Source organism: Streptomyces alboflavus, assembly GCF_000716675.1.
Taxonomy (GTDB): Bacteria; Actinomycetota; Actinomycetes; order Streptomycetales; family Streptomycetaceae; genus Streptomyces; species Streptomyces alboflavus.
In genome coordinates this window covers 1-17,109 of sequence record NZ_JNXT01000043.1, presented here as the reverse complement: position 1 = coordinate 17,109, position 17,109 = coordinate 1, and the positions used below count along the sequence as shown (strand labels likewise).

Below are 17,109 nucleotides of genomic sequence, written 5' to 3'. Positions count from 1 at the left end.
TCACCGCACCCGCCCCACGCACCCCACCCTCACCGCACCTCACCACACCTCACCGCACCTCACCGGGCCCGGAACCGCCCCGGCGCCTCCGTCGGACTCCCGCCACCCGGCAGCTCCTCCTGCGGGCAGCGCGCCAGCACCTTCCGCATCGCGTCCCGCTCGGCGGCGGTCACCCACAGGCCGTACTTCTTCTTCACGGCGACCTGCCGGGCCACGTACGCGCAGCGGTAGGACTTGTTCGCGGGCAGCCACGTGGCCGTATCGCCGTCGCCCTTGCCCCGGTTGGGGCCCGCGTCGACGGCGAGGAGGTTCAACGGGTCGTTGGCGAGGGCGATGCGCTTGCTCGGACGCCAGTTGCCCGCGCCCTTCTGCCAGGCGTCGGAGAGGGCGACGACGTGATCGATGTCGACACGGCTGCGCCCGCGCGTGAACGTCACGTCTTTGCCGGTGTACGGGTCCGGTGCGAGCCTCCCCGACACCACCGTGCAGTCACCGCCCCGGAACTTCACCCCGTCCAGGTCCCGCTTGAGTATGTCGTCCCGGGTCCCGCACCCGTTCGAGTCGGTGTCGGCCCAGGGACTCCCGAACCGCGCCCGGTCGTAACCGGTCTTCGGGGCCCGCCCCTTGACGACGAGCGAGTCGACGGCGTCGAGCGCGGGGCCGCCGCGGGCGCCGGGAGCACCGCGCTTCCCGCCCTCCTTGTCCTCACCGTCGCACCCGACCACGCCGCCCAGCACGGCGACCACCACGACAGCGCCCACCAGACCCCGCCGCCTCGCACCCCCCAGAACCACAGCACTCCCCTCCCTCACCCGGCCCGACCACCGAGCACGAAAACGGCCGCCCTGCACGGCGGCCAACCCGCCCAGACCCTACCTGCCCCAACGGGCAAGCAGCACAAACCGGATGTTTCACTGGTCCCCGCGTACGCGTGGACAGCACCAAGCCGGGGCTGGCACCTGGGTGTCGACTCAGGCCATCCCCGCAGACGCGGGGAGCACTACCAGCTCCACTGGGCCGGGACGCTCATCGGCGGACCATCCCCGCACGCGGGGACCACACGCCTCTCTTCGCAGCGCTGGCCATCGTTGAGGGGCCACCCCCGCACGCGCGGGGACCACCCCGGGAAGGACAGCTTCGGGGCGTCGTCGTAGGGACCACCCCCGCACGCGCGGGGACCACAGGCCACGACCAGCGGCTTCGCGGGGCCGACAGGCATGCAGCGCCTACGTATTACTGGCATCCTCCCCGATCGGCAGAGGGCGGCCACGGAGGGACGCCCACTGAGCCGCCGTCCACGCCTTGCGCAGGCGGGTGCCTTCGGAGCAGGCGGGCCCCGCGTGGGACCGAGGGCAGTGGCGCAGATGCCGCAGGTAGGCCACGTACAGGCGGGCCGCATCCCGCTCCAGGGCCGTGGCCGTCACTCGGCGACCCCGACGCCGCCGGCGAGGGCCAGGGGGGCACGCAGGCAGGCCGGCCACTCCTCGTGCACCTGGTGAGGGATGGGATGGGCCTGCGCGAGCCAGCAAGAGACGGCTCTGCGCTCGTCGTCACGCAATGGGGTCCGCCACAGTGAGCTGCCCCTGGGTGATGGCACGCGGGCCCCGTCTTCGCCCATGTCGACTCCTTGCCGGTTGGTCATGGCCCGGGGCCGGTCACGCGGCCACCCAGGCGGTGCACAACTCATGCAACCGGTGCGCTACTCACGGTGACAGGGACGCAACGTCCCACTTTCGCGACGCTAATCGCCGACTCCCAGAAACTCCGCCAACGACCGCAGCCCCGGCGGGTGATGGGGCAGCGCCCACAGATCGCGGACGATCGCCACGGCCAACGTGTGGTGCCGCATCCAGGTCGGTGCGACACGGCGTAGGGACTCCAGGGTCTTCACTGCCCCGGCCGCGTCACCGAGGTCCGTGTGGGCTCGGGCCACATCGAGGAGCAGCCACGTCCGCCACGACGCCGGGGTGTCCTTGCTCAGCCGCATGCCCTTCGCGAGTTTCAGGGCTTCCTCGGGGTGCCCGTACTGGACCGCGAGGCGGACGCGCTCGATGCGTACCGACGACGGGCTGAAGACGCTGACCATGCGGTTGTCGCCGCCTGAGGGCAGCTTGGCCACGCGGGCGGCCTCGGTCTCCGCGTCCGCCATCAACTCGGCGGCCCGCTGGTAGTCGTTGCCGCGCGCGGCCGACGTGGCAGCGGACATCACCAGCGCGCCCCACACCTTCAGGCCGTCGGCGGTGTCCGCGTACCCGCCGCTCTTGGTGTCGTCGGCGGCGCTCAGCGCGATGTTCAGCGCGTCGTCCAGGCGCCCTTGCCGCTGGTAGGTCCAGGCTACGGAGTTGACGAGCATGGGGCGGAGCAGGGGGTCGGAGGACTGTTCGGCGGCTTCTGTCGCACGTTCCAGGGCGATGAGCGCGAGGTCCGTCTTGCCCATGCGGACCGCGACGTGCCCGGCGAGTTGCAGGGCCTTGCCCAGGGCGACCCGACTGGCTCTGCGGTCGTCCTCGCTCCCCGAGACGGTGGCTGAGCGCGCGTCGTCAATCAGGTCGGGCAGCGCCTTCAGGACCGTCTCGAACTCGGCTGCGTGGTACTGCGACCAGCCATCGGCGATCTGTTCGCGCAGGCGGTCCAGGGAGAAGTCCGGGCCGGTCGGCTGCGGGCCCGGCCCCCAGAGCGCGGGCATGACCGCGCGCCGCATCGCCACGAAGCGCGGCCCGTCGTTCTCACCGCCGGAGGCAACCGCGGGCGGGTCGCCGAGCAGCGTGGTCAGCTCCACGGCGAGGCCGTTCGCGAGCGCGTGCAGCGTGGGCAGGCGTGCCGACTGCTTCCGCCGCTGTTCGAGCTGACGGATCACGTCGACGGACACATCGGACCGCTCGGCGAGCTCCTCCTGAGTCAGCGAGGCCAACCGGCGCAGTCGGCGCAGGGTTCGCCCCAGTTCTTCGTTCGCCACGTCGCCACCGTACGCCGCCCCGCCCCGCCCCACGTGACCGCGCGAAGGACAGCCCCCGGCAGGCCTCAACGACCAGCCCCCGCACCCCCATTACCCCCAAAGTAATCGACGCCCCCACCCCTCCCCCGGCATCCTCAACAACATCAACAAGGGCCCGCACACCAGCAGCCCTGCCACGCATGACGAGGGAGCCGTCCATGTCCACGGAAACCACGGAAACCACCGAGGCCGCCACGTCCGCCGCCGTCGAGGCCGCCACCCGCACCACCGCCGACGCCTTCCTCGCCGCGACCGCCGCGCGCGACACCGCGCGGCTGACGGAGCTGTTCGCCGACGAGGTGGACTGGCTGCTCGCGGAGAACCCGGTGGTCCCCTGGATACGCCCGCGCCGCACCGGTGCCGAGTGCGCCACCCAGGCCGAGGACCTGGCGCGGTACACCGTCGCGGAGGACGCCCGCGCCAGCGTGGACACGTACCTGGTGACCGGGCAGGACGCCGTCATCATGGGGCACCTGTCCGGGACCGTGCGGGCCACGGGGAAGTCCTTCGAGGGGCCGTTCGCACTGCGGCTCACCGTCGAGGGCGGGCGGATCACCCGGCACCACCTCTACGAGAACAGCCTGTCCGTCGCGGCGGCCTGCACCCCCTGACGCACCGGCAGGGCGCCCGTCCCCGGTCCCCGGGAATAGCCGGAGACTGACTCCGCTTGAGGGCAGTGACCTCACCGGAACGATCCGGACGGGGCACGGAAACCGGGCACGGAAACTGGGGGCGGGACACATGACGGGACGCGACACGTCCAAGGGGCGCAACAACACGTCCAAGGGACCCAACACGTCCAAGGGCTCGGCACGCCGCGCGGGCGCCGCGCTGCTCGCGACGGCCACGCTGGCCGCACTGCCCGTCGTCGGCGCGCAGGGGCTCACCGGCCCCTCCGGCGCCACGGCGGCCGAGCGCGACTCGGCCACGTACAAGAGCAGAACGGCGTACGGGAGCAGGCAAGGTCCGGCCAAGAGCTGGTCCTGGCAAGGTGGTTGGGCAGCCTCGCCGCAGGCGGCGACCGAGGTCTTCACGCCGAACTGGTCCAAGCAGGGCTTCGAGAACCACACCGTCCGGCAGGTCGTGCGCGTCAGCAAGGGCGGTACGAAGGCCCGCGTCGAGCTGTCGAACCGGTACGGGACGAAGCCGCTGCGGATCGTCGGCGCGACGATCGCCCGCACCGCCGAGGGTGCGGCCGTCGAGGGCGGTTCGGTGCGGAAGCTGGCCTTCGGCAAGGGGGGGTCGGTGACGATCCCGGCGGGCGGCAAGGTCTACAGCGACGGTGTCCCGTTCGCCGTAAAGGCGTTGGAGTCCCTGACCGTCACGCTGTACCTGGCGGAGCCGACCGGGCCCGCCACCTTCCACATGCAGTCCTCCGCGACCAGCTACCGCGCCCAGGGCGACCACACCGCCGACCGGGGCGGCGCCGCGTTCACGGAGACCAGCGACTCCTGGTACTACCTCTCCGGCGTCGAGGTCAGCGGCAAGGGGACCGCCCGCCGGGACTCCGTGGTGGCCTTCGGCGACTCCATCACCGACGGCACCGGCTCCACCCTCGACACGGACAACCGCTACCCCGACGAGCTGGCCGAGCGCTTCGCCGCCGCCGGGAAGCCGCGCAGCGTCCTCAACCACGGGATCTCCGGCAACCAGGTCACCAACGACACCTCCTGGGCCGGCGAGAAGGGCGTCGTCCGCTTCAAGAAGGACGTCCTGAGCGAGCCGAACGTCGGGACCGTCATCGTCCTTGAGGGTATTAACGACATCGGTGGCAGCGGGCCTTCCTACCCCGGCGGGCCCACCCCCGAGGTGTCGGTCCGCCAGCTCATCGACGGCCACCGCTCCCTGATCCGCCAGGCCCACGCCCGCGGCATCAAGGTGGTCGGCGCCACGCTGACCCCCGTCAAGGGCTCGTTCTACGACACTCCCGCCAACGAGGCCAAGCGCGACGCGGTCAACGACTGGATCCGCACCTCCGGCGCGTACGACGAGGTCGTCGACCTCGACCGCGCCATCGCCGACCCGGCGGACCCGGACCGCATCGCGCCCGCGTACGACTCCGGCGACGCCCTGCACCCGAACGACGCCGGGTACAAGGCGATGGCCGCCGCCGTGGACCTGCGCACCCTCTGAGCCCATCAGGCACGCCAGGCCCGTCGGGCGCGGCACCAGGACCTGGTGGGTGGCGGGCTTGATGACCGTGCCGGGGTACAGGCGCTTGAGGCGCAGCTCCTGGGACTCCGCGAGCTCCACGGGCGCGAAGCGGATGTTGGTGCCCTGCAAGACGATCTCGCCGACCCCGCACGCCCGCGCCAGCATCCGCAGGCCCGCGACCAGGAGCAGGTTCTCCACCGGCTCCGGCAACTTGCCGTAGCGGTCGGTGAGTTCCTCGCGCACCGCCTTGATGTCCGCCTCCGTGTTGGCGGAGGCGATCGAGCGGTACGCCTGGAGGCGCAGGCGCTCGCCGGGGGCGTAGTCGTGCGGGACGTGCGCGTCGACCGGCAGCTCGATCTTGACCTCCAGCGGCGGCTCCTCCTCCACCCCGCCCTCCAGGGAAGCGCGGTAGTCGGCGACGGCCTCGCCGACCATGCGGACGTACAGGTCGAAGCCGACGCCCGCGATATGGCCCGACTGCTCGCCGCCGAGGAGGTTTCCGGCGCCGCGGATCTCCAGGTCCTTCATCGCCACGTACATGCCCGCGCCCATCTCCGTGTGCTGGGCGATGGTGGCGAGGCGCTCGTGCGCGGTCTCGGTGAGCGGCTTCTCCGGCGGGTACAGGAAGTACGCGTAGCCGCGCTCGCGGCCACGGCCGACGCGGCCGCGCAGCTGGTGCAGCTGGCTCAGGCCGAAGTTGTCGCCGCGCTCCACGATGAGGGTGTTGGCGTTGGAGATGTCGATGCCGGACTCGACGATCGTCGTCGACACCAGCACGTCGAACTTCTTCTCCCAGAAGTCCACGACGACCTGCTCCAGGGCCTGTTCCGACATCTGGCCGTGCGCGGTCGCGATGCGCGCCTCGGGCACGATGTCGCGGAGCCTCGCCGCCGCCCGGTCGATGGACTCGACGCGGTTGTGGATGTAGAAGACCTGGCCCTCGCGCAGCAGTTCACGCCGGATGGCCGCGCCGATCTGCTTCTCCTCGTACGGCCCGACGAAGGTCAGGACCGGGTGCCGCTCCTCCGGCGGGGTCGTGATCGTCGACATCTCGCGGATGCCGGTCACGGCCATTTCGAGCGTACGGGGGATGGGGGTCGCGGACATCGTGAGGACGTCGACGTTCGCGCGCAGCTTCTTCAGCTGCTCCTTGTGCTCCACGCCGAACCGCTGCTCCTCGTCGACGATGACCAGGCCCAGGTCCTTGAACTTGGTCTCGGAGGAGAACAGGCGGTGGGTGCCGATGACGATGTCGACGGCGCCGTCCTTCAGGCCCTCCAGGGTCGCCTTGGACTCGGTGTCGCTCTGGAAGCGGCTGAGCGCCCGTACGTTGACGGGGAACTGGCCGTACCGCTCGGTGAACGTGCCGAAGTGCTGCTGCACGAGCAGCGTCGTGGGCACGAGGACCGCGACCTGCTTGCCGTCCTGCACCGCCTTGAAGGCCGCGCGGACCGCGATCTCCGTCTTGCCGTAGCCCACGTCGCCGCAGATCAGACGGTCCATCGGGACCGACTTCTCCATGTCCTCCTTGACCTCGGCGATGGTGGTGAGCTGATCGGGCGTCTCCGCGTACGGGAAGGCGTCCTCCAGCTCGCGCTGCCAGGGCGTGTCCGGGCCGAAGGTGTGGCCGGGGGCCGCCATCCGCGCGCTGTACAGCTTGATCAGGTCGGCGGCGATCTCCTTGACCGCCTTCTTCGCGCGCGCCTTGGTCTTCGTCCAGTCGGCGCCGCCGAGCCGGTGCAGGGTCGGGGCCTCGCCGCCCACGTACTTGGTGATCTGCTCCAGCTGGTCGGTGGGGATGTAGAGCCGGTCGCCGGGCTGGCCGCGCTTGGCTGGGGCGTACTCCACGACCAGGTACTCGCGGGTCGCGCCCTGGACCGTGCGCTGCACCATCTCGATGTAGCGGCCGACGCCGTGCTGCTCGTGGACGATGTAGTCGCCCGGCTCCAGGGTCAGCGGGTCGATGGTCTTGCGGCGCCGTGCGGGCATGCGCTGCCCGTCCTTGCCCGCCGCCTTCTGGCCGGTGAGGTCGGTCTCCGTGAGGACGGCGAGCTTCAGCGCCGGGTCGACGAAGCCGTAGTCGATGGAGCCGCACGCCACGTGCACCACGGCCGGGGTCAGCTCGGTCAGGTCGGCGTCGAGGCGGGCCGCGATGCCCTCGCCGCCCAGGACCTCGGCGGTGCGGGCGGCCGGGCCGTGGCCCTCCGTGACGTACACCGTGCGCCAGCCGTCGGCGAGCCAGCCCTTGGTGTCGGCGAGGGCCTTCGCGGTGTCCCCGCGGTAGGTCTCCGGGGCGTGCATGCCGAGCTTGAGGGTGTCGGCGTCCGCCAGGTCGGCGGGGTCGGGCGTCTCGTCGGCGGCGAACGGGCTCACCGACCACCACATCATGCCCAGCTCACGGGCCCGGTCCCGGACGTCCGCGATGCCCCACAGCGAGGCCGCGCCCACATCGATCGGGGCCTCGCCCCCGCCGGCCGTCGCGGCCCAGCTGGCCTGCAGGAACTCCTGGCTCGTCGCCACCAGGTCCGCGGCCCTGGTCCGCACCCGCTCCGGGTCGCACACCAGCGCCATCGAACCCTTCGGCAGCACGTCGAGCAGCAGCTCCATGTCGTCCACCAGGACCGGGGCCAGGGACTCCATGCCCTCGACCGCGATGCCCTCGGCGATCTTGCCGAGCAGCTCGCCGAGCTCCGGGTGCCGCTCCGCCAGCGCCGCGGCCCTGCCCCTGACCTCCTCGGTCAGCAGCAGCTCCCGGCACGGCGGCGCCCACAGGCCGTGCTCCGCGATCTCCAGGGAGCGCTGGTCGGCGACCTTGAAGTAGCGGATCTCCTCGACGTCGTCGCCCCAGAACTCCACCCGCAGGGGGTGCTCCTCGGTGGGCGGGAAGACGTCGAGAATGCCTCCTCGTACGGCGAACTCGCCTCGCTTCTCCACCAGCTCCACGCGCGCGTACGCCGCCGCGGCCAGGGCCTGGACGGTCTCGTTCAGATCCGCGGAGTCGCCCGTGCGCAGCGACACCGGCTCCAGGTCGCCGAGGCCCTTGACCTGCGGCTGCAGCACAGAGCGCACCGGTGCCACGACCACCGACACCGGGCCTGTCTCCGGGTCCGCCGCATCGTCCAGGCGCGGGTGCGCGAGGCGGCGCAGGACCGCGAGGCGGCGGCCGACCGTGTCCGAGCGCGGGGAAAGACGCTCGTGCGGCAGCGTCTCCCACGACGGGTACTCCACGACCCCCTCCGGCGGCAGCACCGTCCGCAGCGCCGCGGCCAGGTCCTCGGCCTCACGGCCGGTGGCGGTCACCGCGAGGACCGTGCGGCGGGCCTCCCGCGCGAGGGCCGCCACGGCGAAGGGGCGGGCGGCCGGGGGGCCGACGAGGTCGATGTGGTGCCGGTTGCCGTCGGCCGCGGCCTTCACCGCTTCGGTGAGGGCCGCGTCCTCGACGACGACGTCCAGCAGTCCGTGCAGGCTCATGAAGGGGCATCCAGTCAGGGGCAGAGAACGGGGCGGAGAACGAGGGGCAGAGAACGTGCGGACAACGCGAACAGCCCGACTCGTCGAACGGGCCGGGGGTGTCCAGGGTACGACGGCTTCTGGGCGGCCACCTTTTCGAGCGATCGACGCGCCTGGGTCCGAGCCCGTACGTTCCACGCATGCGTGACACGTACACAGTCGACGAAGCCCACGCTGTCCTCGACGAACTCGTACACCGTGCCTCACACCCTGGTGAGCGCATCACCATCACGGCTGATGGGGAGCCCGTGGCTGTGCTGATCAGCGCTCGTGAGCTCGCGGCTCTTGAGGACGCCCTGGCGTCTGCTCAGTACGCCCTTCACCGGTTCGAAGCAGAATCCCACCGGCCGCAGGTCGATGGTGCCCTGCATGCGGGTGGGGCCCTGCCGGGGGCTCCCCAATCCCGCCCCTTCCCGTAACTGGGGCTCCGCCCCAGACCCCGCTCCTCAAACGCCGGAGGGGCTGGATAGAGCCCGTCGTGGGGGTACCCCCTGCTCCTTGAGAGCTTGGGGGAGATTGAGGACGAGGCGCGGAGCGCCGACTGGGCGGGGACAGGGGCGCAGCCCCCTGTGCGGGGCACGCAAGGGCCGGGGTCAGGGGAACATCCCCCTGACCCCGGCCCTCCCCCGTTCCCCCGTTCCCCCGTCGCGGTGGCTACTCGGTCGCGATCGCGTTCAGTACGTTCATCCGGCCCGCCCGGAACGCCGGGACCAGCGCGGCGAACAGGCCCACGAAGGCCGACCCGATGAAGACCGTGATGATCGTCGGCCAGGGGATCTCCAGGACCTTCAGGCCCTCCAGGGCGAGCAGCTTCTGGGCCGTGGCGCCCCAGCCCATCCCGAGGCCGAGGCCGAGGAGGGCACCGAAGAGGGCGATGACCACCGACTCCAGGCGGATCATGCGGCGCAGCTGGCGGCGGGAGAGGCCGATGGCCCGCATCAGGCCGATCTCCCGGGTCCGCTCGACCACCGAGAGGGCGAGGGTGTTCACGACGCCCAGGATGGCCACGATGATCGCGAGGCCGAGGAGGCCGTAGACCATGTTCAGCATCTGGCCGACCTGGTCCTTCAGGCTCTGCTTGAAGTCGGTCTGGTCCTGGACCTTGTACTGCGGGTAGGTCGCCAGGGCGTCCTTGAGCGCCTTGTACGCCTGCTCCTGCTTGCCGTCGACCGCCTTGGCGAAGGCGATCTCGGTCTGCGGCATCCGGTCGGCGGGCACATAGCGCTCGACGGTGGCGATGTTCACGTACATCGCGCCCTTGTCGAACGAACCGTCCTCCGACGTGATCGCGGCGAGCTTCAGCTCGGCGGTGCGACCGTGGTCGAAGGCGACCTCCAGCTTGTCGCCGACCTTCAGGTGGTGCTTCTTGGCGAAGTCCTCGCCCACCGACATCGCGTTCTTGCCGTAGGCGGCGGACTGCTCACCGGCGACGGTGTCGCGGCGCAGGTCCTTGGCGTACGTCGGGTCGGCGGCGCTCAGCTCCGCGCCCTTGCTGGTCTTGCCGCCGGGCAGGGTGAGGTCGGCCTTGATCTCCTTGTTCCGGGTGAAGTGCGAGATGTACGGAGTCTTCTCCAGCTTCTGCTCGGCCTTGGCGGTGATGCTCTGCGAGTCGCCCTGGATGATGAAGTCCGCGCCCACCGACTTGTCCAGCTCGTCCGTGGCCGAGGCGACCATCGAGGAGCCGACCACGGAGAGGCAGGCCACGAGGGCGAGGCCGATCATCAGGGCGGCGCCGGTGGCACCGGTGCGGCGCGGGTTGCGCAGGGCGTTCCGCTCGGCCATGCGGCCGACGGGGCCGAACATCCGCAGGATCACCGCGCTGATGACGCGGACCACGAAGCGGGCCAGGACCGGGCCGATGACGACGAAGCCGATGAGGGTGAGGACGACGCCGCCCCCGAGGAACAGGGAGCCCTCGCTGGCCTTGTCCGCCTGCCCCGCGGTGTAGAGACCGAAGCCTCCGGCGGCGGTGAGGACCAGGCCGATCAGGGCGCGCAGGGCGCTGGACCTGCCGTCGGCGGGCGTGCCCACCTCGCGCAGCGCGGCCATCGGGGAGACCTTGCCGGCCCGGCGGGCCGGGAGATACGCGGCGAGGACGGTGACGATGATGCCGAGGGCCATGCCGACCACGGGGGTCGTCCAGGCGATGGTGAGGTCCTTCGTGGACAGCTCCATGCCGACGCCGGACATCAGCTTCATCAGGCCGATCGCGAGGCCGATGCCCGCGCCGACGCCGACGATCGAGCCGATGACGCCGAGGAGCAGCGCCTCGACCAGGACCGAGCGGTTGACCTGCTTGCGGCTGGAGCCGATGGCCCGCATCAGGCCGATCTCGCGGGTGCGCTGGGCGACCAGCATCGAGAACGTGTTGATGATGAGGAAGATGCCGACGAGGAAGGCGATCCCGGCGAAGCCGAGCATCGCGTACTTCATGACGTCCAGGAAGCTGCCGACGGACTTGCGGTCGTCGGCCGCGCTCTCCTTCTGCGTCTTGACCTGGTACGCGGAGGCGTCCCCGGTCAGCGTCCGCTTGATGTTGTCCTTCACCTGCTGGTCGCTGAAGCCGCTCGCGGCGGCGACGCTCAGGTGGGTGAACCGGCCGGTGGCGCCGAGCAGTTCGCGCTGGGCGGTCTCGGTGTCGAAGTAGAAGACGGCCGCGCCCGGGTTGGTCACCTTGAAGGTGGCGATGCCGACGATCTTCGCCTTGAAATCACCGGCGGCGGTGATGGTGCGCAGCTCCTCGCCCATCTTGAGGTGGTGCTTGTCGGCGGTGTCGGCGTCGACCATCACCTCGGTGGGTCCGCGCGGGGCGTGCCCGGAGGTGATCTCCATGGAACGCAGGTCGTTCTTCGTCCAGTTGCCCGCGAGGGTGGGGGCGCCGGAGGACGGGCCCATGTTCTTGTTGTCGGAGTCGGCGACCGTGACGCTGTCGCTGGAGATGGCGCCCTCGACGGACTTCACGCCGTCGGCCTTCTCGACCTGGGCGATGGCGGCGGCGGGCAGCGTCTCGGGCTTGCCCGTCTTCGGCCCGTCGTCCCCGGCGTCCCCGGCGTTCTTCGGCTTGACGGTGACGTCGGACGCCGTCGCCGCGAAGAGCTTGTCGAAGGTGGTGGACATCGTGTCCGAGAAGACGAGCGTGCCGCACACGAAGGCCACCGAGAGGACCACGGCGATCGCGGAGAGCGCCATGCGTCCCTTGTGCGCGAGGAAGTTGCGCAGGGAGGTCTTGAGGACGGTCATGACGTGCGCCCCCGGGCGTCGAAGTGCTTCATGCGGTCCAGGACCTGGTCCGCGGTGGGGTTGTACATCTCGTCGACGATGCGGCCGTCGGCCAGGTACAGCACGCGGTCGGCGTAGGACGCGGCGACCGGGTCGTGCGTGACCATCACGATGGTCTGGCCGAGCTCGGTGACCGAGCGGCGCAGGAAGCCGAGGACCTCGGCGCCGGCGCGGGAGTCCAGGTTCCCGGTCGGCTCGTCGCCGAAGATGATCTCCGGCCGTGACGCCAGGGCGCGGGCCACGGCGACGCGCTGCTGCTGGCCGCCGGACAGTTCGGTCGGGCGGTGCTTGAGGCGCCCGGCGAGGCCGACGGTCTCGACGACCTGGTCCAGCCAGCCGCGGTCGGGCTTGCGGCCCGCTATGTCCATCGGGAGCGTGATGTTCTCGATGGCGTTGAGCGTCGGAAGGAGGTTGAACGCCTGGAAGATGAAGCCGATCCGGTCCCGGCGCAGCTGCGTGAGCTTCTTGTCCTTCAGGCCGGTGATCTCGGTCTCGTCCAGATAGATCTGGCCGGAGGAGACGGTGTCGAGGCCGGCGAGGCAGTGCATGAGCGTGGACTTGCCGGACCCGGACGGGCCCATGATCGCGGTGAACTGCCCGCGGGCGATGTCCACGTCGATGTGGTCGAGGGCCACGACCCGGGTCTCGCCGGTGCCGTACGCCTTGACGACCTGGCGTGCCCGAGCCGCCACGGCCGTACGCCCTCCAGTACCCCCGTGCCTGGGAGTGGTCACAGCCGTTGTCACGGTAAGTCTCCTATGTCGGTGATGAGATGAGCCCGCTGCCGCACTGCCTGCTGCCGCACCGCTCGGTTCGCCCGCCCGGCCGCCCGTCGGGCCTCCGGTCGCACCACTTGCTCACGTGGATCAGTCTGGTCCGCGGGGGTACCCCGGCGCCCTGGTGCGGAGCGCAGTCTTTTGCTGGGGAAAACCCCACCCCCGAAGCTGAGGTTCGTCTCAGTGCTGAGGGCCTGTGCTCCCGGCCCCGCGGCATAAAGCCAATCTAAGGACCAGGTCAGGCGCCTTCGTCCTCCGTCGGTACCAACGTTTCCCTGTCCGTAGTACGGAGGTCCCCCTAGGGGTTCTCCACCCGGCGGTGGAGCGGTTCTCAGGGTCGCTCCACCCTCCTGCCGACCGGAATCCCGCCCTACCAGCCGAGAGACCCTCCACCCTCCCCTGGGGGCCCGGCCCGGTGAGAAAGTGACCCGAGGCAATAAGTGCAGGGGGAAGGGATCCTGGGATGCCGAGGACCGACAAGCGCGGGGCCGTCGTCGCCGCGCTCATGCTCGTCATGGCGCTCGCCGCGCTCGACGCCACCATCGTCTCCACGGCCGTCCCGCAGATCGTCGGTACGCTCGGCGGCTTCTCCGTCTTCTCCTGGCTGTTCTCCGGCTATCTGCTGGCCGCGACGGTCACCCTGCCGGTGTACGGCAAGCTCTCCGACACCTTCGGCCGCAAGCCCGTCCTGATCGCCGGCTGCGTCCTGTTCCTGCTCGGCTCGGCGCTGTGCGCGCTCGCCTGGAACATGGGCGCCCTGATCGCCTTCCGCGTCGTCCAGGGCCTCGGCGGCGGCGCGCTCCAGGGCACCGTCCAGACCCTCGCCGCCGACCTGTACCCGCTCAAGGAGCGCCCGAAGATACAGGCCAAGCTGTCGACGGTGTGGGCGACTTCGGCGGTCGCGGGCCCCGCGGTCGGCGGCCTCATCACCGCGTACACGGACTGGCGCTGGATCTTCCTGATCAACCTGCCGGTCGGCGCGGTCGCGCTCTGGCTGATCGTCCGCCACCTGCACGAGCCCACCCGTACGACGGCGGCGGCGGGGCCGCGTACCGAGGTGTGGAAGCGCGTCGACTGGCCCGGAGCGCTCGCCGTCTTCGCCGCCGGGGGCGTACTCCTGACCGCACTTGTGCAGGGCGGGGTCGCCTGGGCGTGGCTGTCGGCGCCGTCGCTCGCGCTGTTCGCCGCGGGGCTGCTGTGCGTCGCCGCGGTCGTCGTCATCGAGCGCCGCGCGGCCGACCCCGTCATACCCGGCTGGGTGTGGCGCCGACGCCCCATCGCCGCCGTGAACCTGGCGCTCGGCTCGCTCGGCCTGGTGATGGTGGCACCCACCGTCTTCCTGCCGACGTACGCCCAGTCCGTGCTGCAACTCGCGCCCATGGCCGCCGGGTTCGTCCTCTCCGTGATGACCCTGAGCTGGCCGGTGTCGGCGGCGCTCAGCCAGCACGTCTACCGGCGCATCGGCTTCCGCAACACGGCGATGCTCGGCATAGGCGCCGCGGCCTGCGTCCTGTTCACCTTCCCGCTGCTGCCCTACCCCGGCTCGGCCTGGCAGCCCGCCCTGCTGATGCTGCTGCTCGGCGCGGCGCTCGGCCTCTTCCAACTCCCCCTGATCGTCGGCGTCCAGTCGACCGTGGGCTGGGCGGAGCGGGGCACGACCACCGCCTCCGTCCTGTTCTGCCGCCAGATCGGCCAGACCGTCGGCGCCGCCCTGTTCGGCGCGGTCGCCAACGGGGTGCTCAGCGCGAGGCTCGGCGGCGCGGGCTCCCTCGACTCGGTGGCCAAGGCCCTGGACGACCCGGACTCGGTGGCGGACGCGGACCGGCTGCGGCGCGCGGTGGACGCGGCCGTCGACGCCGTCTACGTGGGCGCGGCGTGCGCGGCGGTGGTGTGCCTGCTGGTGCTGCTCTTCGTGGCGCCGCGCAGGTTCCCCGTCATCCAGGAGACACCGGCGGAGCCCAGCGCGCCCGACGCGACCGGCACGCCCAGCGTCACCGGCACACCCGACGAAGCGCGTGCCCCTGACACTCAACTACCGTCCCAAAAGCCCTGGTTGACCCATTCGCCACCCGACGAGACCCATACCGACTGACCAGTATGGCGAAAACCCCGCGCACTCCCCTTACCAGCAAGTAGCGTTCTCGGCCCTCGCTCCCTCGCGGTCCGCACCGGACCGAAGCCGCGCTTGGAGAGGAGAACCGGGATGACCCACCCACCGCACGACGCGACCCCCCACCTCCCCCCGCACCGCCACACCTCGTCCCCGTCCTACGCCACCTACCCCTGGCAGCCCGTCCCCCCGCCGCCCGCGCCGCCACCGCCCCGCGCCGCACCCCGCCACCCCGCCCTCGGCAACCACCGCGACCTGCGGGTCCTGCGCACCGCCTACCGAAGACAGCGCCGCGTCGCCACCCTCACCGCGCTCGGCTACTTCACGCTCTTTCTGATCCTGTCCGGCTGCGCACCCTCCCTGATGAACAGCGAGGTCTCCGGCGGCCTGACGACGGGCCTGCTCCTCGGCCTCGTACAACTGCCGGTGATGTGCCTAGCCATAGCGCTGTACGAGTTCACGGCGCGGCGACGGCTCGACCAGCTCGCCGCGCGCCTGCGCAAGCTCGCGGAACTGGAGGCGAACCGTGATCACCGCCGCTGACACGACCCAGAACATGACCCTGGTGGCGTTCACGGCCGTCGTCACACTGACGCTCCTTCTGTGCGTGATGACGGGTCCCGACCGCGACGGGCTCGGCGAGTTCTACACCGGGTACGGCGGCCTCACCCCGCTGCGCAACGGCCTCGCCATCGCGGGCGACTACATCTCCGCCGCGTCCGTGCTCGGCACCACCGGCGTCATCGCGCTGCTCGGCTACGACGGCGTGGTCCTCGCCCTCAGCACGTCCCTCTCGCTGATGCTCCTGATGTTCCTGCTGGCCGAACCCCTCAGGAACGCGGGCAAGTTCACCATGGGGGACGTGCTCGCGCGCCGGATGCCCGGCCGGGTGGTGCGGGTGACCGCGTGCGCGGCGACGCTGGCCGCGCTGCTCCCCCTCATGCTGGTCCAACTGGCGGGCGCGGGCGACCTGCTCGCCTTCATCCTCGGGTTCTCCAGCCCCGGCCTGAAGACCGGGTGCGTGATCGCGCTCGGGGCGCTGATGATCAGCTACGCGGCGATCGGGGGCATGAAGGGCACCGCCCTCATCCAGATCCTCAAGATCGTGATCCTGCTCGGGTCGGGGACGGTGGTCGCCGTCCTCATCCTGCGGCGCTTCGACTGGGACCCCGGGGCGCTGCTCGCCGCGGCGCAGCGGGGCAGCGAACTCGGCCCCGCCTACCTCCGGTCGGGGCTGCAGTTCGAGGGCGGTCCGATGCCGCGCCTGGACATGATCAGCTCCGAGCTGACGGTGGTCCTGGGCGGGGCGTGCCTGCCGCACATCACGATGCGCATGTACACGGCACGCAGCGCCCCCGAGATAAGGCGCTCCCTGTCCTGGGCGGTCTCCTCGGTCGCCCTCTTCGTCCTCATCATCACGGTGATCGGATTCGGTACGACGGCGATGCTCGGGCGGGCGGCGGTGTCGGCGCACGACGCGCAGGGCAACACGGCGTATCTCCTGGGTACGCGGGCGGTGTTCGGCGCGGACGCGTCCGGCGCCGAGACGCTCCTCTTCACGACGGTCGCCACCGCCATCTTCCTGACGCTGCTCGCCTCGGTGGCCGGGATGATCCTGGCCTGCGCCAACTCCCTGGCGCACGACGTGTTCGCGGCCTGCCGCCGCGATCTGCCGCCCCGCAGGGAGATGACGCTCGCCCGCGGCTGCGCGCTGGCCGTGGGCGCCCTCGCGATCACCCTCGCCGTCCTCATCCAGGACCGCAGCCTCCAGCCCCTGGTGACCCTGTCCTTCTGCCTCGGCGCCTCGGTCCTTGCCCCCGCCCTGATCTACACCCTCTTCTGGCGCCGCTTCACCCGGGCGGGCCTCCTCTGGACCCTCATCGGCGGCACGGTCGGCTGCGCCGTGCTCATGACCGGCACCAACCTGGTCTCCGGCTCCCCCAACGCCGCCTTCCCCACCCACGACTTCAACTGGTTCCCCTTCACCACCCCCGGCATCGCCTCCATCCCCCTCGGCTTCCTCCTCGGTTGGCTCGGCACGATCACGTCCCGCCCCACCGTCCAACGGGAACAACGGGGCCGGTACGAGGCGGTGGAGCCGTTCATCCTGGCGGGGGCTCGGGGGGGGGCGGGGCACAGGTCCGGCGAGTCGGTGACCGCGGGTTCCGTCGGGGGGTTGCATCCCACCCGCCCGCCCCCACCGCCCAACGGGAACAACGGGGCCGGTACGAGGCGGTGGAGCCGTTCATCCTGGCGGGGGCTCGGGGGGGGGCGGGGCACAGGTC

Annotated in this window: 10 protein-coding genes and 1 pseudogene; 6 read left to right on the top strand and 5 right to left on the bottom strand. The window is 71.2% G+C overall.

From position 1 onward, the window contains the following. Positions 1-59 precede the first annotated feature (59 nt). Together OO63_RS28240 and OO63_RS28230 are read right to left on the bottom strand one after the other, a co-directional pair. Entirely contained in the window at positions 60-761 is a 702-nt protein-coding gene (locus OO63_RS28240; RefSeq protein WP_234311299.1) for an HNH endonuclease family protein, read from the bottom strand. A gap of 980 nt (positions 762-1,741) precedes the next feature. Beyond that, positions 1,742-2,956 carry a helix-turn-helix domain-containing protein gene (locus OO63_RS28230; protein WP_030360655.1) on the bottom strand — a complete coding sequence of 405 codons (1,215 nt, stop codon included), beginning with the start codon at positions 2,954-2,956 and terminating at the stop codon, positions 1,742-1,744. A gap of 197 nt (positions 2,957-3,153) precedes the next feature. Between OO63_RS28230 and OO63_RS28225 the strand changes: the two genes are divergently transcribed. Both OO63_RS28225 and OO63_RS43975 read left to right on the top strand, forming a co-directional pair. Beyond that, on the top strand, positions 3,154-3,606 hold the full coding sequence (locus OO63_RS28225; protein WP_030360654.1) for a nuclear transport factor 2 family protein: 453 nt from the start codon (positions 3,154-3,156) through the stop codon (positions 3,604-3,606). A 130-nt stretch (positions 3,607-3,736) separates the two neighbouring features. Then, the gene (locus tag OO63_RS43975; protein WP_078619412.1) at positions 3,737-5,128 is read left to right on the top strand and encodes an SGNH/GDSL hydrolase family protein; all 1,392 of its coding nucleotides are present in this window, start codon (positions 3,737-3,739) and stop codon (positions 5,126-5,128) included. Positions 5,129-5,152: 24 nt separating this feature from the next. Here OO63_RS43975 and mfd read toward each other — a convergent pair. Beyond that, positions 5,153-8,620 (bottom strand): annotated as a pseudogene (gene mfd / locus OO63_RS28220) (transcription-repair coupling factor); the annotation flags it as partial. A 179-nt stretch (positions 8,621-8,799) separates the two neighbouring features. On the opposite strand from mfd, the gene OO63_RS47030 reads away from it, so the two are divergent. Beyond that, positions 8,800-9,078, top strand: a complete 279-nt coding sequence (locus OO63_RS47030; RefSeq protein WP_078619407.1) for a type II toxin-antitoxin system prevent-host-death family antitoxin — start codon at positions 8,800-8,802, stop codon at positions 9,076-9,078. A 235-nt stretch (positions 9,079-9,313) separates the two neighbouring features. Here the strand turns inward: OO63_RS47030 and OO63_RS28215 are convergent, their stop codons facing one another. After that, complete coding sequence (locus OO63_RS28215; protein WP_030360652.1) at positions 9,314-11,899, bottom strand: ABC transporter permease; 2,586 nt, start codon at positions 11,897-11,899, stop codon at positions 9,314-9,316. Continuing rightward, positions 11,896-12,684 carry an ABC transporter ATP-binding protein gene (locus OO63_RS28210; RefSeq protein ID WP_030360651.1) on the bottom strand — a complete coding sequence of 263 codons (789 nt, stop codon included), beginning with the start codon at positions 12,682-12,684 and terminating at the stop codon, positions 11,896-11,898. Before OO63_RS28210 ends, OO63_RS28215 begins: the two co-directional genes overlap by 4 nt. Before the next feature lie 493 nt (positions 12,685-13,177). Between OO63_RS28210 and OO63_RS28205 the strand changes: the two genes are divergently transcribed. The 3 genes from OO63_RS28205 to OO63_RS28195 all read left to right on the top strand — a co-directional run. Continuing rightward, positions 13,178-14,806, top strand: a complete 1,629-nt coding sequence (locus OO63_RS28205; RefSeq protein ID WP_106983436.1) for an MFS transporter — start codon at positions 13,178-13,180, stop codon at positions 14,804-14,806. A 111-nt stretch (positions 14,807-14,917) separates the two neighbouring features. Then, positions 14,918-15,367 (top strand): DUF485 domain-containing protein, encoded by a 450-nt coding sequence (locus OO63_RS28200; RefSeq protein WP_030360649.1) that lies wholly within the window; start codon positions 14,918-14,920, stop codon positions 15,365-15,367. Between the two features lie 13 nt (positions 15,368-15,380). Then, the coding region (locus OO63_RS28195; protein WP_248782219.1) for a sodium/solute symporter at positions 15,381-17,109 on the top strand (1,729 nt) is incomplete at its 3' end.